The organism is Ensifer sp. B1-9, from assembly GCF_050474445.1.
Classification (GTDB): domain Bacteria; phylum Pseudomonadota; class Alphaproteobacteria; order Rhizobiales; family Rhizobiaceae; genus Ensifer.
Genome location: NZ_JBCHVG010000006.1, coordinates 42,415 through 63,431, shown reverse-complemented (window position 1 = coordinate 63,431; position 21,017 = coordinate 42,415). Strand labels below are relative to the sequence as shown.

Here is a 21,017-nt window from a genome sequence, read left to right as displayed (position 1 = left end):
GAACCCCGATCATGAAAGTTCTGCTCGTCTATGCCCACCCCGAGCCCCGCTCGCTCAACGGCGCACTGCGCGATGTCGCCGTCGAGGCGCTTGAGGCCGAGGGCCACGAGGTTCGTGTAACCGACCTCTATGCCGACGGCTGGAAGTCCGAAATCGACCGCGCCGACTTTCCGACCCTTGCCTCGGACACGCGTTTCAAACCGAGCCGCGCATCGAAGGAGGCCTTCGCAACCGGTACGCTGACCCCTGACGTCAAGGCCGAACAGGAAAAGCTGCTATGGGCCGATGCGTTGATCCTGCAGTTTCCGCTGTGGTGGTATTCGATGCCGGCGATCCTCAAGGGCTGGGTCGATCGCGTCTACGCCTATGGTTTTGCCTATGGCGTCGGCGAGCACAGCGACAGATACTGGGGCAAGCGGTTTGGTGAGGGCACGCTTGCCGGAAAACGCGCCATGCTGGTGGTGACGACGGGCGGCTGGCAGGAACATTATTCGCCGCGCGGGGTCAACGGGCCGATCGATGACCTGCTGTTCCCGATCAACCACGGAATTCTCTTTTATCCCGGCTACGACGTGCTGCCGCCCTTCGTCGCCTATCGGGTCGACAGCCTCGACGCCGCCGGTTTTGAAGCGACGTCTGAGCGTCTGCGGGAGAGGATGCGCATACTGGCGACGACTGCGCCCATTCCCTATCGCCGGCAGAATGGTGGGGATTATGTGATCCCGACGCTGGAGCTTCGCCCAGAGGTCGGAGCCCCGGATGCACGCAGTTTTGCGCTTCACCTGAACGGCGCGACACGATAGCGCCGCCCCTAGGCCCCCTGTCAGGCGGCGGCGTCAGCGAACAATTTTGGCTGCAGCCGACCGACGCGAGACATCGGCTTGCACCGGCTGGCGGAAATTGAGTGCCGCCGCCATGACCTCCGCGGCGGCGAGCGCAGCGATGACCGCCGGCCGTTTATCCTTCACCGTCGTGCCGCCGATCGGGCAGACGAGCCGGTCGAAAAGCTCCGGCCGGCCGATTTCACGCGACAGCCAGTTCTTGAAGGTGGAGCGCTTCGTCTTCGAGCCTATCATCCCGACATAGGATGCGTCATCGCGGCGAAGCGCTTCCGCCGCAATCAGGAAGTCGAGCGCATGGTCGTGGGTGAGGATGACGAAGGCGCTGCCGGGCGGAGCATCGCGCACCACCGCCTCCGGCATCGCCGTCAGGCAGGTTTCGATGCCGGGAATATCGGCGACGGCCGAAAGCTCGTTCTCGCGGGTATCGACGAGAACGGTGCGCACCGGCACCAAAGAGAGCGCCATGGCCAGCGCATCGCCGACATGGCCGGCGCCGAAGACATAGACATGCGGCCGGCCGGCGATCTCCAGATCGCTGCGTTCAATCAGCATGGCTGCTTTCTCCCGATCGATGCGTGTGAAGGCGAGCGCCACGCGCCCGCCGCAACACTGGCCGATCTCCGGGCCGAGCGGAATGGTCAGCGTATCGGGCGCATCCCCACGCTTCAGCGCCCGCCGGCCATGATCGATCGCCATGTATTCGAGCTGACCGCCGCCGATCGTGCCGAAGAGACTTTCGGGGGCGACGAGCATCCAGGCATCGGTGTCGCGCGGCGTCGAACCCGCAGCGCCCGTCACTTCCACGAGCACGCAGTCCGGCTCGCGTCTGAGAAAGTCCCTGATATCCTCGCAGCTCGCTACCATAACCGATCAGCCCTTCTTCACCCTTTCTGTCGTGCGGCCACCCGAAGCCGCTCGATCGCCATCAGCACCCGTTCCGGTGTTGCCGGCGCATCGAGGCGCGGAGCTATACGATACTCCGCAACGCTGGCCGCCGCCATCGAAAGGGCTTCGAGGACCGAAATGCCGAGCATGAACGGTGGTTCCCCCACCGCCTTCGACCGGCGGATCGTCTCCTCGCGGTTGACCGACCATTCGGCAAGGCGGGTGTTGAAGACGCGCGGGCGATCGGAAGCAAGCGGGATCTTGTAGGTCGACGGCGCATGCGTGCGCAGCCGGCCCTTGGCGTCCCACCAGAGCTCTTCCGTCGTCAGCCAGCCCATGCCCTGAACGAAGGCGCCTTCCACCTGACCGAGATCGAGCGCCGGGTTCAGCGACCGGCCGACATCGTGCAGGATATCGGTGCGGTCGACCTGGTATTCCCCGGTCAGCGTATCGACACTGACCTCGGAGCAGGACGCACCGTAAGCGTAGTAGAAGAACGGCCGTCCACGACCTTCCGCGCGGTTCCAGTGGATCTTCGGTGTCTTGTAGAAACCGGCAGCCGAAAGCTGGATGCGGGCGCCATAGGCGATCTTGATGAACGCGTTGAAGTTCATGCGCTCCGCGCCGATCCGCACCGTGTTTGGCTCGAAGGCGACATCGGTCTCACTGACGTTCCAGCGCTCGGCAGCAAACTTGACCAACCGTGCCTTGATCTGCTGGGCGGCGTTTGCTGCGGCCATGCCGTTGAGATCGGACCCGGAGGAGGCCGCCGTCGCCGAGGTGTTCGGCACCTTGCCCGTCGTCGTCGCCGTCACCTTGATCCGGTCGAGATTGACCTGGAACTCGTCGGCCACCACCTGGGCGACCTTGGTGTAGAGTCCCTGCCCCATCTCGGTGCCGCCATGGTTCAGATGGATCGAACCATCCGTGTAGACGTGCACGAGAGCGCCGGCCTGGTTGTACTCCGTTTTGGTGAAGGAGATGCCGAACTTCACCGGCGTCAGCGCAATGCCGCGCTTGACCACGTTGTTCTCACGGTTGAAGGCGATCACCGCCTCGCGGCGCTTGGCGTAATCGGCCGAGATTTCCAGCTCCTCGATGATCCGGCCGATGATGTTGTCTTCCACGGTCTGATGGTAGGGCGTCAGGTTCCGCCCCTCGCCGCCGTAGAAGTTCAGCTTGCGGATTTCGAGCGGATCCTTGCCCACGGCATAGGCGATCTCCTCGATCATGCGCTCGCCACCGACCATACCCTGCGGACCGCCAAAACCGCGGAACGCGGTGTTGGAGACCGTATTGGTCTTAAACGGACGCGAGCGCAGGCGCACGTTCGGATAGAAATAGCAATTGTCGGCGTGGAACAGCGCGCGGTCGGTGACCGGTCCGGAAAGATCGGCGGAATAGCCGCAGCGCGCCGAAAAGACGGCATCAACTGCTTCAATACGCCCCTCGTCGTCAAAGCCGAGCTTGTAGTCCACGTGGAAATCGTGGCGCTTGCCGGTCGCACTCATATCGTCATCGCGGTCGGGCCGGACCTTGACCGGGCAGCGGTACTTCTTGGCGGCAACGGCCGCAACGGCCGCGAAGATGTTGGCCTGGGTTTCCTTGCCGCCGAAGCCGCCGCCCATGCGGCGCACGTTGACGGTGACCGCATTCGACGGCACCCCCAGCACGGTCGCGACCATGTGCTGCGTCTCGCTCGGATGCTGGGTCGAGGAATAGACGAGAACCTCGTCGTCCTCGCCGGGAATAGCGAAGGAGATCTGCCCTTCCAGATAGAAGTGGTCCTGGCCGCCGATCCGCATCTCGCCTTCAAGGATGTTCTTCGCCTTGGCGAAGCCGGCCTCGATGTCGCCGCGCTCGAGCTTCAGTGGATCGATCACCAGCGGATAGTTCGCCGCTGCCGCTTCCAGCACGTCGGTCACGTGCGGCAGGTCGCGATACTCGATCTTGACCTTGGCGGCAGCCCGACGGGCGGCCTCACGCGAGGTTGCGACGACCGCGAAGATCGGCTGGCCGTGGAACTCGACCTTGTCGGTGACGAAGATCGGCTCGTCGTGCTTGTGCGCCGGGCTGATGTCGTTGTCGCCGGGGATGTCGGCCGCCGTCAGGACGCCGATCACGCCTTCGCTGCTGTTGACGGCTTCGAAGTCGATCGACAGGATCTCCGCATGCGCCCGCTGCGACAGACCGAGATAGCCGTGCAACGTGCCCCGGGGTTCGGGAATGTCGTCGATATACTCGGCCGTTCCCGACACATGCTTGTGGCCGGACTCGTGCCGTTCCTTTTCGTGTACGCCGCCGCGGATGCGGTCGATGGGCTGCATCACGTTCATGGCTTCCTCCCTTAAACCGCGACAGCAATGGTACGATCGAGGCGGATCTGGCCGCTCGACTGCGTTTCGAGATAAAAGCGGCGAAGCAGGTTCTTCGCCACCATCTGGCGGTACTCCGCCGAGGCGCGCCAGTCGGTAAGCGGCGTGAAATCCTGGTCAAAGGCCGCAACAGCGCGCTCGATCGTCTGCTCGGTCCACTCCGCACCCTTGAGGGCAGCCTCGACATTCGCGGCGCGCTTCGGCGTAGCGGCCATGCCGCCGAAAGCGATGACCGCGCCGGTCACCCGGCCGGCATCGAAGGCGATGCGGAAGGCGCCACAAACGGCGGTGATGTCCTCGTCCAGGCGCTTCGTCACCTTGTAGACGGCTACGCGGGCGTTGTCGGAAACAAACGGGATGCGCACGGATTCCACGAACTCGCCGGGCTCGCGATCCTGCTTGCCGTAGGCGATGAAGAAGTCCTCGAGCGCGACGGTGCGCCGGCGGCTGCCCTTGCGCAGCATGATCGACGCGCCGAGCGCGATCAGAGCAGGCGGCGTGTCGCCGATCGGCGAGCCGTTGGCGATGTTGCCACCGACGGTGCCCATGTTGCGTACCTGCTGGCCGCCGATGCGATCCCAAAGCTCCGTCAGTTCCGGGAAGTGCTCGACGATGACCGGATAGGCCTCAGCATAGCTGACACCGGCGCCGAGCGTCACGCCTTCGGTGTCAACCGTGATCCGGCGCAGTTCCTCGAGATGGGTCAGGTGGATAACCGGAGAGATGTCGCGCATGAACTTCGTCACCCAGAGACCGACGTCGGTCGAGCCGGCAACGATCGTCGCCTTCGGGTTGGCTTCGAGCACGGCGGCGAAATCGTCCACCGAACCCGGAAGGATGAAGCGTTCCGTCTCCGAGCCGATTTCCACCCGGCGACCATCCTGAAGGGCGGCCAGTTCCGCGGCGATCCGATCACGTTCGACCACCAGCGGATCCTTGCCGACATCGCCGATCGTCGAGATCGCTTCCGCCGCGCGGATGATCGCGGCATAGCCGGTGCAGCGGCAGAGATTGCCTTGCAGCGCCTTTTCGATCTCGGGGATGGACGGCTTCGGATTTTCCATCCAGAGGCCATAGAGCGACATCACGAATCCCGGCGTGCAGAAACCGCACTGCGAGGCGTGAGTGTCGACCATCGCCTGCTGCACCGGATGCAAGGGCCCCGCCGGCTGCGCCAGCGAATCCACCGTCACGATATGACAGCCGTCGAGCGAACCGACGAAGCGAATGCAGGCATTGACGGATTCATACTTGAGCTTGCCGTCGAGCAGACGGCCGACGAGCACCGTGCAGGCGCCGCAGTCGCCCTCGGCGCAGCCTTCCTTGGTGCCCTTCAGGTTGCGGTCGATGCGCAGGAAATCAAGCAGGGTCTGAACTGGCGAGACATCGGCAAGCTCGACCAGGCGATGGTTCAGCAGGAAGCGAATGGTGTTGCGGATCTGGATGGTCATGTCTCAGCTCCCGCGGTAGGTGGAGTAGCCATAGGGCGAGAGGAGCAGCGGCACATGGTAGTGCGCGCCCTGGTTCTCGATGCCGAAGCGGATCGGGATCACGTCGAGGAACGGATTCTCGCCGCGCTGGCTTGCACCGCCGAGATAATCGCCGGCATGGAAATGCAGCTCGTAGGTGCCGGTCTGCATCCGCTCGCCGCTCAAGAGCGGCTCGTCGCAGCGACCGTCATCATTGGTCTTGACCGATTTAATGTGTGTCTGGCGCTCGCCATCGACCCGGTAGAGCTCGATGCGCAGCCCCTCGGCTGGCTTGCCGCTTGCCGTATCCAGAACATGCGTCGTCAGGCGACCGGCGTTTCCACCATGAGATTGCATTCTGTTCGCTCCTCCCGAAGTCAGCTTTCCACCTCGCAGTATTCCGGCATTCCGGTCTGCTTGGTAGCGAGCGGATCATTCGAGACTTTCAAATTTTTTGGGGGGAATGGGTCAGGGGAAATGCCGTTAGAAATCTTAGCGCAGAGACGAAAATGTCTGGAGGAGCTGCTTTGATGAGATACCCCCGCGATCTTCACGGCCACGGCCCGAACTTCAAGATCACATGGCCCGACGGCGCGCGGATCGCCGTGCAATTCGTCATCAACTACGAGGAAGGCGGCGAGAACTGCGTGCTGCATGGCGACGCGGCATCCGAAGCATTCCTGTCGGAAATCGTCGGTGCGCAACCCTGGCAGGGTCAGCGCCACTGGAACATGGAATCGATCTACGAATATGGCGCCCGAGCCGGCTTCTGGCGACTGCATCGCATGTTCACGGAGCGCGGCGTGCCGGCAACCGTCTATGGTGTGGCCACCGCGCTGAAGCGTTCGCCGGAACAGGTCGCGGCCATGCAGGATGCCGGCTGGGAAATCGCCTCGCACGGCCTCAAGTGGATCGAGCACAAGGACTTCTCAGCCGAGCGCGAGCGCCAGGAGATCACTGAAGCGATCCGCCTGCACACCATCGTCACCGGCGAGCGCCCGCGCGGCTGGTACACGGGGCGTTGTTCCGACAACACGCTCGACCTCGTCACCGAGGCCGGCGGTTTCGACTATGTTTCCGACGCCTATGCCGACGACCTGCCGTATTGGCATGAACACGCCGGGCGTCACCAGTTGGTCATCCCCTACACGCTCGATAGCAACGACATGCGCTTTGCGACGCCGCAGGGCTTCAACAGCGGCGACCAGTTCTTCAGCTATCTCAAAGACAGCTTCGACGTGCTCTATGCCGAAGGGGCCGCCGGCGCGCCGAAGATGCTGAGCATCGGGCTGCACTGCCGCCTCGTCGGCCGGCCCGGCCGCGCCGCAGCCTTGGCGCGCTTCCTCGATTACGTGCAGGGCCACGAAAAGGTCTGGCTCGCCAAGCGCGTCGACATTGCCCGCTACTGGACCGAGAACTACCCGTACAAGGCTTGGGACGATCGTCCGTCGCGGCTTGGCGAAGAGGCGTTCGTTGCCAAATTCGGCGGCGTCTTCGAACATTCGAAGTGGATTGCCAAGCGCGCCTTCCAGGGCGAGCTTTCGCCCGCCAACGATACCGCAATCGGCCTTGCCGCGGCGCTTTCTGCCGTCTTCCGCGAAGCCTCGGCCGAGGAGCGGCTTGCCGTTCTGATCGCCCACCCGGATCTCGCCGGCAAGCTGGCGCAGGCGAAACGGCTCACCGAAAGCTCGACCAATGAGCAGGCCTCCGCCGGGCTCGATGCGCTGACGGATGCCGAACGCGAGCGCTTCACCACGCTCAACGCTGCCTATGTCGAGAAATTCAAGTTCCCGTTCATCATGGCGGTCAAGGGACGCACCAAGGGTGAAATCCTTGCGGCCTTCGAGAGCCGGATCAACAACGACCGCGAAACGGAATTCGAGACGGCATGCCGGCAGGTGGAACGGATCGCCTATCTGCGCCTCAAGGACATGTTGCCGAGCTGAGGACCTCGCGATGACGATCGACGGCGTGAGCCCGCCCGAATTCGCGCTGAACGCGATCAACCTCGCCTCCGCCGGTCTCGGCGCGCGGCCGGTCTTCGCAAGCGACGAATTCTTCGCGCCGCTCGAGCGCATGCTCCAGGACGCACCGCCGGTCTATCACCCTGGCGTCTACGATGAGAACGGCAAGTGGATGGACGGCTGGGAGACGCGGCGCCGCCGCGGCCCCGGCAACGATCACGCGATCATCGCGCTGGCCGCGAATGGCCGTATCCACGGCTTCGAAGTCGACACGGCGCATTTCACCGGCAACTATCCGAGCGCCTGCGCCATCGACGCCTGCCTGGTACCGGGAGAGCCGAACGAGGAGACGGTCTGGACGGAACTGGTGTGCCCACGGCCGCTTGGCCCGAGCGCGCTGCACCACTTCGAGGCGAAGTCGGATGCGGTCTGGAGCCATGTCCGCCTGCGCATCTATCCCGATGGCGGCATTGCCCGTCTGAAGGCCTACGGCACGCCGGCCCTCGACCGGGCGGCGATCGGCGACACGGTGGTCGACCTCGCTTCGTCGCTGCTCGGTGGGCGCATCATTGCCTATTCGAACGGGCACTACGGCCACCAGCGGCTGCTTGCGCCCGGACGCGGCATCAACATGGGCGACGGCTGGGAAACCCGCCGGCGGCGCGAGCCCGGAAACGACTGGATCGTCGTGAAACTTGCCGCGCGCGGCGAAGTCGAGCGGATCGTGGTCGATACCGCCCATTTCAAGGGCAATTATCCCGACGCCTGCTCGCTGCAGGTGGCCGACCTCGGAGCAGCCGCCTGCGACGTGGCCGCGTCCGTCACGGCGTCGTCGATGTTCTGGCGCGAGGTTCTGCCGCCGCAGAAACTCGCGGCCGACAGCATCCACAGCTATGAAGCCCACGAACTCGCCGCCTCTGGCCCGGTGACCCATGTGCGTTTCAACATCTTCCCCGATGGCGGCGTCAGCCGGCTGCGTGTCTTCGGGCGTATTGCGAAGGCCGGCACACCTTAGATCGTTTCGCCGAGGAAACGAAATGATCGGACTTGAACCGCAATTCCTGGGAATTGGCTTTCCACGGAATTGCTGCCATCGATCAACATTGGACGGAGGAGCGTCGCATGAAGGAGATCGTCATACAGCCACTGACCCGGGAGGCCTTTGCGCCCTTCGGCGACGTGATCGAAACGGAGAATGCCCACAACTTCCCCATCAACGGCGGCAAATGCACCCGCTTCCACGACCTCGCCAAGATCGAGACCACAGGCGAGAAGGCCCGGCCGATGATCAGCCTGGTGCGCGGTGAGCCCTATCCGCTGCCGCTGAAACTCACCATGGTCGAGCGTCATCCGCTCGGCAGCCAGGCCTTCATCCCCTTGAGCGACAACCCGTTTCTCGTTGTCGTATCTCGGGAAACCGACGAAGGCCCGGGTGAGCCGATCGCCTTCAAGACCACGCCGGGTCAGGGCGTCAACATCGCCCGCAATGTCTGGCACGGCATCCTGACGCCGCTAGATGACGTCTCGGATTTCGCGGTGGTCGACCGCGGCGGCGAAGGCGTGAACCTGGAGGAACATTTCTTCAAGGAGCCGTTCCTGATCGTGTGAATGAACGCATGACCCGATCGTCCGGTCGGGTTCATCGGTGCGCCAGGGCCTCGCTGGCCGCCGAAATCGAAGGATACGACTGCGGCGTCAATAGCCGCCATCCCGACGAAATTTCGTCGGCGTGTATCCCGTCAACCGCCGGAAATCGCGCGAGAAATGATAGGGATCTGGATAGCCGCAGACCGCCGCCACCGCCGACACCTTGGCGTCGGGGCCGACCAGCAGACGCTTTGCCTGGTTGATGCGCTCGTGGCGCAGCCAATCCATCGGTGTGGTGCCCACCATGTCGCGAAAGCGGCGAAAAAGCTGCGACTGGCTGAGGCGCGCTAGGGTCGCGAGATCATCGATGGTCCAGCCCCGGGCGAGATCCTCACGCATCGCTGAAAGAACAGCCAGTAAACGATCCTCGTCCGGCGCATCCTCGCCCGGCTCACGACCGGTCAGACGCGGCCCGATCATGTCCGCGATCAGTCCGGAGATGGCCGCACTCGCCAAGGCATCTGTCGCCGGCGAGCGTTGCGCAAGATATCCGCTCACGGCCTCGAAGGCAGCGCGTGGCGTCTGTGGATCCCTGGGCACGAATAGCGGCGACCGCTGCACGCCGAGGAATTGATAGAGCGCATCGAGCCCGTGTCCCTCGATTCCCATCCAGAGATAAGACCAGTTTTCACTGTCGGGCGCGCAGCTATGCGCATAGGCTTGGGCGGTATCGAGCCAGGCGACGCTGCCCGTTTCGGCGAGGAAGCGTTGTCCGCGCACCTCGATCAGCCCGCAGCCACCTGTCGTGTAGACGAAGACATGCTGATGGAACCGCTTGCGGATCGGCGCCTCCTCCGGACGGGCCGTTCGGCTTCCGGCGACGAGCGCCAGATAGGGGAACGCATCGGCAAATCTCGCCGGCGTATGGAAGTGGATCTCTTCGTTTTCAGACAGCATCTGCGCTTTCTGTCAGCCGATGCGAGTTTTGTCCATCATCCTGCGACAGCCCACCATTCCCAGCTAGACGGTGTAGACGCTATCATGCAGCTTTATGCACGGAGTGTTGCCAATGACCGAAGCCGCCTCGACCGGCGAAGTAGCGAATTTGACCTTCGCGCCGCTGTCCCCGGATTTTGCCCGCGATCCCTATCCGACCTACCGCGCCTTGCGCGAGAAGGAGGGGCTGCATTATTTCCCCGACTTCGACATTTGGCTGGCTTCGCGCTTCGAGGATGTCTCGGCAATCGTCATGGACAAGCGCATGGTGCGCTCGCTGGAGGACATCGCAACAGCGGAAGAACTCGCGAAACTGCAGCGTGCCGGCAATTGGCATGACATGCCGCACCATGAGCGCTTCGTGCAGTTCAGCCTGCTCGATAGCGACGGCGCGGTGCACGACCGGCTGCGCAAGCAGGTGTTCAAGCTGTTCACGCCGGCCATGATCGCCAAGCTTCGCGACCAGATCCAGGCCTATGTCGACCGCCTGATCGACAGCCTTGCCGATCGCCGCGAGATCGATTTCGTCGAAGACCTCGCCGCCCACGTTCCCGGCCATATCATCGGCCGCCTGCTTGGCGTTCCGGACGAAGACTGTCCCCAGCTTCGCATCTGGTCGGAGAACATCGTGCAATTCTTCGACGTCGACCGCTCCGACACCCGCAAGAAGGTCGCCGAGGACAACACGACCGAATTCTACGAATATCTGACGGCGCTGAAGGCCGAGCGCGAGCGGGCGCCGAAGGATGACCTCATCTCGGTGCTGATCGAAGCGGAGCGCTCCGGCGCAATGAACTTCGACGAGTTCATCTCGACCTGCATGCTGATCCTGATGGCCGGCCACGGCTCGACGATCGACGTGCTCGGCAGCGGCATGCATGCGCTCCTGCGTTTCCCCGAACATATGGCGCGGTTGCGCAGCGATCCCGGCCTGATCCAGACCGGCGTGCAGGAGATGTTCCGCTACGAGTCGCCGCTTCCATTCTTCCATCGCCATTGCGTCGAGGATGTCGAGATCTGCGGCCGGCGCTTCGAGCGGGGCACCAAGTTCGGCCTGCTCTACGGTGCTGCCAACCGCGATCCGAGGCAGTTCGAGAATGCCGATGCCTTCGACATCGGCCGCACGCCCAACCGGCACCTCGCCTTCGGTGGCGGCGTGCATTTCTGCCTCGGCAACCATCTCGCGCGTCTCGACATGGATATCATCTTCAGCACGCTGCTTCGCCGCTTCCCCACCATCGAACTCGTCGACCGGGAACCGGAATACAAGCGCGGGCTCTCGGTCCGCGGCCCCAAGCGGCTGAAGATCGCCATCCGCCCGGCCTGACCCGAACCGACACCAACATTTTCAAGAACCGGAGAATACCCATGCCCAAGATCGTCTTCATCGGCGCGGACGGCACGACAAAGGAAATTCAGGCGGAGGTCGGTCAATCGCTGATGTCCGCCGCCGTGCAGAACGGCATCGATGCCATCGCCGCCGAGTGCGGCGGCTCCTGCGCCTGCGGCACTTGTCATTGTTACATCGACGGAGAATGGACCGAGCGATTGCCGGTGCCCGAATTCCAGGAGCAGGACATGATCGAGTGCGTCGTCAACCCGAACGAGAGAAGCCGCCTGAGCTGTCAGATCATGGTCACGGCGGAGCTCGATGGCCTGGTGGTGCACCTGCCTGCGGGGCAATACTGAGCAGATCCAGGCAAAGTGTGAAGCGGTTATCCGTCCGGATTTGCGTACTTTAAAACCAAATCGACACAAAAGGGCCGGAGCGACATTTCGTTGCTCCGGCCAGCACTTACGGGGAAGTTCTGATTGGCCGAGGCGGCATGCCTTGGCCAATTTTCGTCATCCTGCAAAGAACGCGAAGCGGACGATGAAGAGCGCCGCAACGATCTGGGTTGCCGGGTGGATGACGCTCCATTTGCCGGTGCAGACCTTCAAGACGACGTAGCTGACGAAACCGAACGCAAGACCATTGGCGATCGAGTAGGTGAAGGGCATGGCGAGCGCGGTGAGCGCAGCCGGTGCCGCTTCCGTCAGGTCGTCCCAGTCGACTTCGGTCAGCTCGCGCATCATCAGGCCGGCGACGTAGAGCAGAGCCGGAGCCGTTGCATAGGACGGAACGGCGGCCGCCAGCGGCGAGAAGAACAGCGCTGCCAGGAAAAGCACGCAGACGGTGAGCGCAGTCAGCCCGGTACGGCCGCCGGCCTGAACGCCCGAAGCGCTTTCGACATACGCTGTGGTGCTGCTGGTTCCGATCAGCGAGCCGGCGACGATCGCCGTGCTGTCGGCGAGAAGCGCGCGACCGAGACGGCTCGGCTTGCCCTCTTCGACCAGCTTGGCGCGCTTGGCGACACCGATCAGCGTGCCGGTGGCGTCAAAGACTTCGACTAGAACGAAGACGAGGATGACATGCAGCAGGCCGCCATGCAGGGCGCCCATGATGTCGAGCTGCAGGAAGGTTGGCGCAATGCTTGGCGGTACCGAGACGACCCCCTTGAACTCGCTGACGCCGAGGATCATCGACAGAACCGTGACGACCAGGATGCCGATCAGGATCGAGCCGCGAACCTTCAGTGCGTCGAGCACGGCGATGACGAAGAAGCCGAGGATGGCGAGCAACGGTCCGGTCTGTTTGAGATCGCCGAGGCCGACGAGCGTTGCCGGATTGTCGACGACGATGCCGGCGTTCTTCAAGGCGATGATGCCGAGGAAGAGGCCGATACCGGTGGCAATCGCACTTCTGAGCGAATGCGGAATCCCGGCGATCAGCCAGCTTCTGACGCCGGTGACGGTCAGGATCAGGAAGATTACGCCCGAGATGAAGACCGCGCCGAGCGCCTGCTGCCAGGTGAAGCCGAGGGCGGCGACCACGGTGAAGGCGAAGAAGGCGTTGAGGCCCATGCCGGGCGCCATGCCGATCGGCCAGTTGGCGACAAGCGCCATGACGGCAGAACCGAGGGCCGCAGCGATACAGGTTGCGACGAAGACGGCATCCCTATCCATGCCCGTGCTCGACAGGATGTCGGGGTTGACAAAGATGATGTAGGACATCGTCAGGAATGTCGTAATACCGGCGATCACCTCGGTGCGCGCCGTCGTCTGATGCTCTTTCAGCTTGAATAGTCGTTCAAACATCTTTCCTCCCTTGGCGGCGTCACCACGACGCAGCCGAACGACAGAGATCGAGAAACCGTCTCCTCCAGTTCCCGCTCAGTGCATTTCGAAACGCCCGGGGTTTCCGGGTCGATCGCTTCACGAACCGCTCTCGGTTCGTGCCGGCTGGCGATCGTCCGCCCTCTTTCAGACGACGCGAATGCCTTTTGCACAGCCTTGGGATTGTGCGTCTTCCGGAGCCGGACCGCTAGCCGTCCATTCCCGGGATCGATTATGAAAGACTTTCAAATTTTTCGGGGCATTAGTCGGCGCCCAAACGGCGTCTTTCGCGTGTCCGCTACCACCTGAATGGGCCAATAAACCCTTGAAAAATATGTTGGGAGGCCCTCTTGACCTTCCAACGGTGGGAACCGCCATGTTTCTCTCATAACGAAACGAAGGAGACAAGCATGCAGACCTACAAGATCGACAACATGACCTGCGGCCACTGCGCCGGCGCCGTCCAGAAGGCGATCCTGAGCGTCGACCCGCAGGCGACGATCAAGGTCGATCTCGGCAACAGGGAGGTCAGCGTCGAGACCGCTGCCGGCCCCGATGCAATCGGCGACGCCCTGAAGGCTTCCGGCTACGAGAGCCACGCGCTCTAACGATGCTCCGTGCGGATAACTTCCGACGAAACGTCCCGGCCATGTCGGGGCGTTTTTCTTTGGTTCGTAGTTCGCCGAAAAGCGCTCTCCGTCCAGCGGAAGAAATTTATAAGCCCTGCCCTTGACCTTCCAACGGTGGGAACCCCTACCTTCCCGTCATAGGAAGCTTTGAGACCTACCAAACGCACTGAAGTTCATATCTCATTTCGTCGCACGGAAGTTCGGCGGCACCCTCGACCTTCCCATCGCCGGAAGGCCCAGATTGCGATAAAAGACTGTGAAAGGAGCACGATCATGGGATCGGTGACCCCCATTAGAAATAACGACGTCGAAGCGATTTCCGCCGCTTTCAGCGCCAGCATTCCCGTCGAGGGCATGACCTGCGCCTCCTGCGTTGCACGCGTCGAAAAGGCGATTCGCGCCGTCCCGGGCGTGACTGCGGCCTCGGTCAACCTTGCGACCGAGCGCGCCGACGTTAGGTTCGATGCCGGCACCAAATCGGCCGATATCGTCAAGGCCATCGAAAATGCCGGTTACGGCGCGGCCGAAGATACGATCGAGTTCACCATCGAAGGCATGACCTGCGCCTCCTGTGTCGCCCGCATCGAAAAGGCACTGAAGACGGTGCCGGGTGTCACCGAAGCCAACGTCAATCTGGCGACCGAGCGCGCTTCGGTCCGCGTGACGAAGGGGATCGCAACGGCCGCGGCGCTCGAAGAGGCGGTTCGTGTTGCCGGCTACTCGGCCAAGCGCGTCACCGGCGACGAAAGCGTCGATCGTGAAGACGAAAAGCGCGAACGGGAGACCCGGAAGCTTGCTCGCTCGCTGTTGCTGGCAGGTGTGCTGACGCTGCCGATCTTCGTGCTCGAAATGGGCTCGCACTTCATCCCGGCCGTGCATGACTTCGTCATGACCAATATCGGCATGCAGGAAAGCTGGTACCTGCAGTTCGTGCTGACGACGCTGGTGCTATTCGGCCCGGGCTTGCGCTTCTATCAGAAGGGCGTGCCTGCCCTCTTCCGCCTGGCTCCGGACATGAACTCGCTGGTCGCGATCGGTACCTCCGCCGCCTGGATCTATTCGGTCGTCGCAACCTTTGCGCCGGACCTCCTGCCTGACGGTACCGCCAACGTCTATTACGAGGCCGCGGCCGTCATCGTCACGCTGATATTGCTCGGCCGTTTCCTCGAAGCGCGCGCCAAGGGCCGGACCTCCGAGGCGATCAAGCATCTGATGGGCCTGCAGGCCAAGACTGCCCGCGTCGTTCGCGACGGCGAAACGATCGAGGTCCCGCTCTCCGATGTCCACACCGGCGACACCGTACTCGTGCGCCCCGGCGACCGGGTGCCGGTGGATGGCAGCGTCATCGACGGCAACTCCTATGTCGACGAATCGATGATTACGGGCGAACCGGTTCCGGTCGAAAAGATCGCGGGCAGTGAAGTCGTCGGCGGCACCATCAACAAGACAGGCTCCTTCACCTTCCGTGCGACCAAGGTTGGCACCGACACCGTGCTGGCGCAGATCATCAAGATGGTCGAACAGGCTCAGGGCGCCAAGCTGCCGATCCAGTCACTGGTCGACCGTGTCACCGCCTGGTTCGTGCCCGCGGTCATCACCGTTGCGCTCGTCACCTTCGGCATCTGGCTGGTCTTCGGCCCCGATCCGGCCCTGACCTTCGCCCTGGTCAACGGCGTTGCGGTGCTGATCATCGCCTGCCCCTGCGCCATGGGCCTTGCCACTCCGACGTCGATCATGGTCGGCACCGGCCGCGCCGCCGAAATGGGCGTTCTCTTCCGCAAGGGCGAGGCGCTGCAGACGCTGCGCAATGCCACCGTCATCGCCGTCGACAAGACCGGCACCTTGACGAAGGGCCGACCGGAACTCACCGACCTCGAAACTGCCGACGGCTTTGAACGTGACGCCGTGCTGGCATTGGTCGCCGCCGTCGAGACCCGCTCCGAGCACCCGATTGCCGAGGCGATCGTCGAGGCGGCCAAGGCAAAGCGTCTGGCAATCGCTGAGCCCGCGAGGTTCGAAGCCATTCCCGGTTTCGGTGCCAGCGCTGAGGTCGCAGGCCGTACCATCCATGTCGGCGCAGACCGGCTGATGGCGCAACTGAAGCTCGATGTCTCCGCCTTTGCCGAGCAGGCGGCCCGTCTTGGCTCGGAAGGCAAGAGCCCGCTCTATGCGGCGATCGACGGCAAGCTTGCGGCAATCATCGCTGTTGCCGACCCAATCAAGGAAACAACGCCGCAGGCGATCCGCATGCTGCACGATCTCGGCCTCAAGGTCGCGATGATCACCGGCGACAACCGTCGCACCGCGGAAGCCATCGCCGCCAAGCTCGGCATCGACGAGGTCATTGCCGAAGTCCTGCCGGACGGCAAGGTTGCGGCACTTAAGAAGCTGAAGGAAGGCGGACGCGCGGTTGCCTTCGTCGGCGATGGCATCAACGATGCACCGGCGCTGGCCGAAGCCGATGTCGGGCTTGCGATCGGCACCGGCACGGATGTCGCCATCGAAAGTGCCGATGTCGTGCTGATGTCCGGTGATCTCCTGGGTGTTCCAAATGCCATCGCACTGTCCAAGGCGACGATCCGCAACATCAAGGAGAACCTCTTCTGGGCCTTTGCCTACAATGCGGTGCTGATCCCGGTTGCCGCCGGAGCGCTCTATCCGCCCTACGAGCTCCTGCTGTCGCCGATCTTCGCAGCCGGCGCCATGGCGCTCTCCAGCGTCTTCGTGCTCGGCAATGCCTTGCGCCTCAGGGCGTTTCGCCCGGTGGCCGCAGCACGCACGGCATAAACAGGCATTCTCCCCGGTCTCCTACCGTAGCGTGGCGGCAGCCGGGGAGAGCCCCTATATCCGAAGGGAATGGCCGCAAGGCGGTAGCAAGGATGAACTCATGAATATCGGTGAAGCCTCACGCGCCTCTGGCGTTTCGACGAAAATGATCCGCTATTACGAGACGATCGGTCTCATTCCACCGGCCGATCGCAGCGAGGCCGGCTACCGCAACTATGGCGAAAACGACATCCACACACTGCGCTTCATCCGCCGTTCACGGGATCTCGGCTTCACCGTCGAGCAAATGGCGGATCTTCTGGCGCTTTGGCGCGACCGGTCGCGCGCCAGCGGCGAAGTCAAGAAGATTGCGCTCGAACATGTGGAGATCCTGGAGCGCAAGGCCGAGGAACTGAAGGCGATGAGCCGGACGCTCAAATATCTCGCCGCCCATTGCAACGGCGACGGACGCCCGGAATGTCCCATTCTCGATGATCTCGCCGACGCCGGAAATACGCCGGGCAAGGCGACGGAGCCCGCCCGCTTCGGCACGGCCGGCATCGATCCGGTTCGTAACCGGCGGCACGGATGACACCGGTGCGCCTGGCCCGGTCTCACGCGTTTGTGACGCGGCTGAGCGCCAGCCGCATTGACAGGAATCAACTGCGTTTCTACGGATCGATCATGGAAAAGGTGCGAATCATATATCTGCGTTTGCGGATTGCGCTGAAGCTGGCGATCGCTTTGTCGCTGGCCCTGCTGCCCTTTTCCACCGCCTCCGGCATGATGCATGCGGCCACGCATGGCTCGATGCAGATCGAGGCGTCCGTCAATCTGACGCAAGTTGCGACCGAGCACTGCCCGAGCCTCGACAAGGGTAAGGTGAAGCCGAGCCAGGAAAACGGCAAGACCGACAAGAAGGATTGCTGCAAGACCTTCTGCGCCGCCGTGGCAGTGCTTGGCGATGCTGACGGGAGCCATCCTGCTTTCCCACGCTCGGTCCGCAATTTTGGACCACACCCGCAGCTCACTCCGGGTGAGCTCGACGAGCTTCATCGTCCCCCAAGAGCCTGACTTCGCGAATCCGTGACCGCGACTGCATGTTTCCCTTGATCCTCGCCGATTTGAGGGGCTGAACCTGCAGTAATTCAAAGTGTTACAGCAAGCTTTGCGCGTCCAGTGAGGCGCACGGAGCTGTAGCGCGGTCCGCGACGAGGCCCGCCCGGTCTGTTTCCGGTCGTCGCCGATCTCTGCCCTTCACATTTCAGGTTTGACCATGAAACGTTTGTTTTCCATGGCGCTCCTGCCCATTATCCTGGGCGGATGCGCTGCAACTTTGCCTGCCGAGGTTTCAAGCCTTGGCGATCCCGCTGACAGCTCCAGCGGCATTCGAAGCACGCTGTACCGTAGCCCCATTTCGGGCTACACCCACCGCGAACCGACCGGCCCCAAGGCCTGGGTTCCACTCAACGACGCGCAGTCGACCGCCAAGGGAGACGCGTCATGAGGCTCGGTCGTTTCAATCTCGTGGCAGCGATCGGACTGCCGCTCGTGCTTGCCGGCTGCGCCACCAATGCCGAATATTCGGCGAAGGATGCCGGCTTTGCGACCGTGGATGCCAAGATCTCCACGGCGGCGACCAAGAAAAGCGTCTGGATCCAGAATCGCGAACAGGCCGACAAGGTCAATGCCGAGGTCAAGGCGCTGCTGAAGCGCAAAACGGTCGACGCCGACACCGCCGTTCAGATCGCCCTTCTCAACAACAAGGGGCTGCAGGCGGCTTATGCCGATCTGGGCGATGCATCAGCGGATGCCTGGCAGGCGACGCTGTTTCTCAACCCCACCGTCTCGATCGGCACGACCGGCATCGGCACACCGGAGCTGCAAGCCTACAAAGCTATCGAGGGTCTCGTCACCACCAACATCCTGGCACTCCTGACCCGCGACAAGAATATCGCCGTCGCCGATGCGCGCTTCCGCCAGGCACAGCTCAACGCGGCACTCAGCACCTTGCAGCTTGCCGCCGAAACGCGCCGCGCCTGGATCGAAGCAGTCGCTGCATGGGAAACCGTCGGGCAGCTCAGCCAAGCACAGGCTGCGGCGGACGCCTCTTCCGAACTGGCGGCGAAACTCGGCGAGACCGGTGCCATGGGCAAGGGCAATCAGGCGCGTGAGCACGTCTTCAACGCGGAACTCGCCGGCCAGGCGGCCGAAGCCCGGCTTGCGGCGCGTCTTGCCAAGGAAAACCTCACACGGCTGATGGGCCTCTGGGGCGCCGACGTTGACTACCAGGTCCCGAACCGCCTGCCGAACCTGCCGAAGACGCTCGCCCGCAAGGACAGCATCGAGGCGGAAGCGCTGAAGCGCCGCGTCGACCTGCAGATCGCGCGGCTCGATCTCGAAGCCGTGGCGAAGTCCTACCAGCTGACCGAAGCGACCCGTTACGTGACCGATCTTGAATTGGTCGCTGGCGCCGAAAGCGAGCGGGAGCGCGAGGATCACGACACCGACGTCGAGACAACAGCGCAATTCGAGCTCGAATTCGTTATCCCGATTTTCGACACAGGAAGTGCGCGCATGCGCAAGGCCGAACTTGCCCATATGCGGGCAGCGAACCTGCTGGCAGAAAAGGCGGTCAACATCCGCTCGGAAGCACGCTCGGCCTATGAGGCCTATCGCTCGCGCTACGAGATTGCCCGGCACTACCGCAACAATGTCGTGCCGCTGCGAACGAAGATCGAGGAGGAAGCGACGCTCAGCTACAACGGCATGATCACCAGCACCTTCGAACTGCTCGCCGACGTCAGGGCGAAGGTGAACTCGACGGTGCTCGCCGCCAACGCGAAGCGCGATTTCTGGCTGGCCGATGCCGATCTGATGACAGCCATCCATGGGGGCGGATCAGGCGGATCGGCTGGAGCAGCAGCGGCACCGGCAGCGGCCGAAGCCGGCGGCGCAGGACATTAAGAAGGATAACGTCATGTTCAACAGAAGGCACTTCCTCGGCGCCGGCGCAGCTCTCGTTTCGACCGCCGCCTGGGCGCAGACCTCCAACTCCGGCCTGCCCGAAGCGGCAAGCATGGACAACGCTACCACCCAGAAGCCTCTCATTCCGACGAGCGGCCCCGACTACAATCCCGTCGTCACTCTCAACGGCTGGACGCTGCCCCACCGGATGAACAACGGCGTCAAGGAGTTCCACCTGGTTGCCGAGCCGGTCGAACGGGAAATGGCGGATGGCATGACCGCCTATCTCTGGGGCTATAACGGCCAGTCACCGGGTCCGACGATCGAGGCGGTCGAAAGCGACCGCGTCAGGATCTTCGTCACCAACAAGCTGCCGGAGCACACCACCATCCATTGGCACGGCATGATCCTGCCGTCGGGCATGGATGGCGTCGGCGGCCTGTCGCAGCCGCATATTCCGGCCGGCAAGACCTATGTCTACGAGTTCGACCTCGTGAAGTCCGGCACCTTCATGTACCACCCGCATGCCGACGAGATGGTGCAGATGGCGATGGGCATGATGGGCTTCTTCGTGGTGCATCCGAAGGATCCGAACTTCATGCGCGTCGACCGCGACTTCGTGTTCCTGCTCAACGCCTATGACATCGATCCCGGCACCTATGTCCCGCGCATCATGGAAATGACCGACTTCAACATGTGGTGCTGGAACAGCCGCATCTTCCCGGACATCGATCCGCTGGTTGTTTCCAAGAACGACCGGGTGCGCGTGCGGGTCGGAAACCTCACCATGACCAACCATCCGATCCACATGCACGGCTACGATTTCGAGGTGACCTGCACCGACGGCGGCTGGGTGCGGCCGGAGGCGCGCTGGCCGGAAGTGTCGATCGACATTCCCGTAGGCGCCATGCGCGCCTACGAGTTCGACGCCAAGTACGAGGGCGACTGGGCGATCCACTGCCACAAGTCGCACCACACGATGAATGCGATGGGACACGACATCCCGACCTTCATCGGCGCCGACAAGAAATCGGTCGCGGCGAAGATCCGCAAGGTCAAGCCCGACTACATGCCCATGGGTACGGCCGGCATGGCCGATATGGGCGAAATGGAAATGCCGCTCCCCGACAACACGATCCCGATGATGACCGGTTGGGGTCCGCACGGCGCGTTGGAGATGGGCGGCATGTTCTCGGTGGTGAAGGTGCGCGAGGGCATCTCTGCCGGCGATTACAGCGACCCCGGCTGGTACGAAAACCCGCCGGGAACGCAAGCCTGGGAGTGGACCGGCGAACTGCCGGAAGCAACTCGGGCCAATGACGCCAAGACCGTGATCACGCCGAAACCATGACGGAACGGCAGATCGCAATGAACTCTCTCA

General features: G+C 63.0%; 19 protein-coding genes. 13 read left to right on the top strand and 6 right to left on the bottom strand.

Annotated elements, in window-relative coordinates:
* Positions 1-11: 11 nt before the first annotated feature.
* Positions 12-803, top strand: a complete 792-nt coding sequence (locus tag ACQ5BM_RS12310; RefSeq protein WP_429811280.1) for an NAD(P)H-dependent oxidoreductase — start codon at positions 12-14, stop codon at positions 801-803.
* 33 nt (positions 804-836) lie between these two features.
* Here ACQ5BM_RS12310 and xdhC read toward each other — a convergent pair whose 3' ends face one another.
* Genes xdhC through uraH form a run of 4 tightly spaced genes read right to left on the bottom strand, consistent with a single transcriptional unit; the run spans position 837 to position 5,928 of the window.
* The gene (gene xdhC, locus ACQ5BM_RS12305; protein WP_429811278.1) at positions 837-1,706 is read right to left on the bottom strand and encodes a xanthine dehydrogenase accessory protein XdhC; all 870 of its coding nucleotides are present in this window, start codon (positions 1,704-1,706) and stop codon (positions 837-839) included.
* A gap of 17 nt (positions 1,707-1,723) precedes the next feature.
* Entirely contained in the window at positions 1,724-4,063 is a 2,340-nt protein-coding gene (gene xdhB, locus ACQ5BM_RS12300; RefSeq protein WP_429811276.1) for a xanthine dehydrogenase molybdopterin binding subunit, read from the bottom strand.
* Positions 4,064-4,074: 11 nt separating this feature from the next.
* Positions 4,075-5,553, bottom strand: a complete 1,479-nt coding sequence (gene xdhA, locus ACQ5BM_RS12295; protein WP_429811274.1) for a xanthine dehydrogenase small subunit — start codon at positions 5,551-5,553, stop codon at positions 4,075-4,077.
* Positions 5,554-5,556: 3 nt separating this feature from the next.
* The gene (gene uraH, locus ACQ5BM_RS12290) at positions 5,557-5,928 is read right to left on the bottom strand and encodes a hydroxyisourate hydrolase (RefSeq protein WP_173518682.1); all 372 of its coding nucleotides are present in this window, start codon (positions 5,926-5,928) and stop codon (positions 5,557-5,559) included.
* Positions 5,929-6,101: 173 nt separating this feature from the next.
* On the opposite strand from uraH, the gene puuE reads away from it, so the two are divergent.
* From puuE to ACQ5BM_RS12275, 3 genes are all read left to right on the top strand, one after another.
* Entirely contained in the window at positions 6,102-7,517 is a 1,416-nt protein-coding gene (gene puuE / locus ACQ5BM_RS12285; RefSeq protein WP_429811272.1) for an allantoinase PuuE, read from the top strand.
* A gap of 10 nt (positions 7,518-7,527) precedes the next feature.
* Entirely contained in the window at positions 7,528-8,550 is a 1,023-nt protein-coding gene (gene alc, locus ACQ5BM_RS12280) for an allantoicase (protein WP_429811270.1), read from the top strand.
* A gap of 107 nt (positions 8,551-8,657) precedes the next feature.
* A complete protein-coding gene (locus tag ACQ5BM_RS12275) occupies positions 8,658-9,143 on the top strand; it encodes an ureidoglycolate lyase (RefSeq protein WP_429811268.1) in 486 nt (161 codons plus the stop codon).
* A gap of 87 nt (positions 9,144-9,230) precedes the next feature.
* Here the strand turns inward: ACQ5BM_RS12275 and ACQ5BM_RS12270 are convergent, their stop codons facing one another.
* Positions 9,231-10,079 (bottom strand): AraC family transcriptional regulator, encoded by an 849-nt coding sequence (locus tag ACQ5BM_RS12270; RefSeq protein WP_429811266.1) that lies wholly within the window; start codon positions 10,077-10,079, stop codon positions 9,231-9,233.
* A gap of 112 nt (positions 10,080-10,191) precedes the next feature.
* Here ACQ5BM_RS12270 and ACQ5BM_RS12265 point away from each other — a divergent pair, with 112 nt between their 5' ends.
* A complete protein-coding gene (locus tag ACQ5BM_RS12265) occupies positions 10,192-11,445 on the top strand; it encodes a cytochrome P450 (RefSeq protein ID WP_429811264.1) in 1,254 nt (417 codons plus the stop codon).
* A 41-nt stretch (positions 11,446-11,486) separates the two neighbouring features.
* Positions 11,487-11,807, top strand: coding sequence for a 2Fe-2S iron-sulfur cluster-binding protein (locus ACQ5BM_RS12260; RefSeq protein ID WP_429811262.1), 321 nt, complete (start codon positions 11,487-11,489; stop codon positions 11,805-11,807).
* Between the two features lie 156 nt (positions 11,808-11,963).
* Here ACQ5BM_RS12260 and ACQ5BM_RS12255 read toward each other — a convergent pair whose 3' ends face one another.
* The gene (locus tag ACQ5BM_RS12255) at positions 11,964-13,256 is read right to left on the bottom strand and encodes an NCS2 family permease (protein WP_334198090.1); all 1,293 of its coding nucleotides are present in this window, start codon (positions 13,254-13,256) and stop codon (positions 11,964-11,966) included.
* A 428-nt stretch (positions 13,257-13,684) separates the two neighbouring features.
* On the opposite strand from ACQ5BM_RS12255, the gene ACQ5BM_RS12250 reads away from it, so the two are divergent.
* The 7 genes from ACQ5BM_RS12250 (at position 13,685) to ACQ5BM_RS12220 (ending at position 20,987) form a co-directional block, all read left to right on the top strand.
* Positions 13,685-13,882 (top strand): heavy-metal-associated domain-containing protein, encoded by a 198-nt coding sequence (locus tag ACQ5BM_RS12250; RefSeq protein ID WP_429811260.1) that lies wholly within the window; start codon positions 13,685-13,687, stop codon positions 13,880-13,882.
* A gap of 294 nt (positions 13,883-14,176) precedes the next feature.
* Positions 14,177-16,690, top strand: a complete 2,514-nt coding sequence (locus tag ACQ5BM_RS12245) for a heavy metal translocating P-type ATPase (RefSeq protein ID WP_429811258.1) — start codon at positions 14,177-14,179, stop codon at positions 16,688-16,690.
* A 100-nt stretch (positions 16,691-16,790) separates the two neighbouring features.
* Positions 16,791-17,261 (top strand): Cu(I)-responsive transcriptional regulator, encoded by a 471-nt coding sequence (gene cueR, locus ACQ5BM_RS12240; RefSeq protein WP_173518691.1) that lies wholly within the window; start codon positions 16,791-16,793, stop codon positions 17,259-17,261.
* 92 nt (positions 17,262-17,353) lie between these two features.
* Positions 17,354-17,743 carry a hypothetical protein gene (locus tag ACQ5BM_RS12235; RefSeq protein ID WP_429811256.1) on the top strand — a complete coding sequence of 130 codons (390 nt, stop codon included), beginning with the start codon at positions 17,354-17,356 and terminating at the stop codon, positions 17,741-17,743.
* A gap of 202 nt (positions 17,744-17,945) precedes the next feature.
* Positions 17,946-18,176 carry a hypothetical protein gene (locus ACQ5BM_RS12230; RefSeq protein ID WP_429811254.1) on the top strand — a complete coding sequence of 77 codons (231 nt, stop codon included), beginning with the start codon at positions 17,946-17,948 and terminating at the stop codon, positions 18,174-18,176.
* Positions 18,173-19,636 carry a TolC family protein gene (locus ACQ5BM_RS12225; RefSeq protein ID WP_429811252.1) on the top strand — a complete coding sequence of 488 codons (1,464 nt, stop codon included), beginning with the start codon at positions 18,173-18,175 and terminating at the stop codon, positions 19,634-19,636. Before ACQ5BM_RS12230 ends, ACQ5BM_RS12225 begins: the two co-directional genes overlap by 4 nt.
* Positions 19,637-19,649: 13 nt before the next feature.
* Positions 19,650-20,987, top strand: coding sequence for a multicopper oxidase family protein (locus ACQ5BM_RS12220; protein WP_429811250.1), 1,338 nt, complete (start codon positions 19,650-19,652; stop codon positions 20,985-20,987).
* Positions 20,988-21,017: the final 30 nt, after the last annotated feature.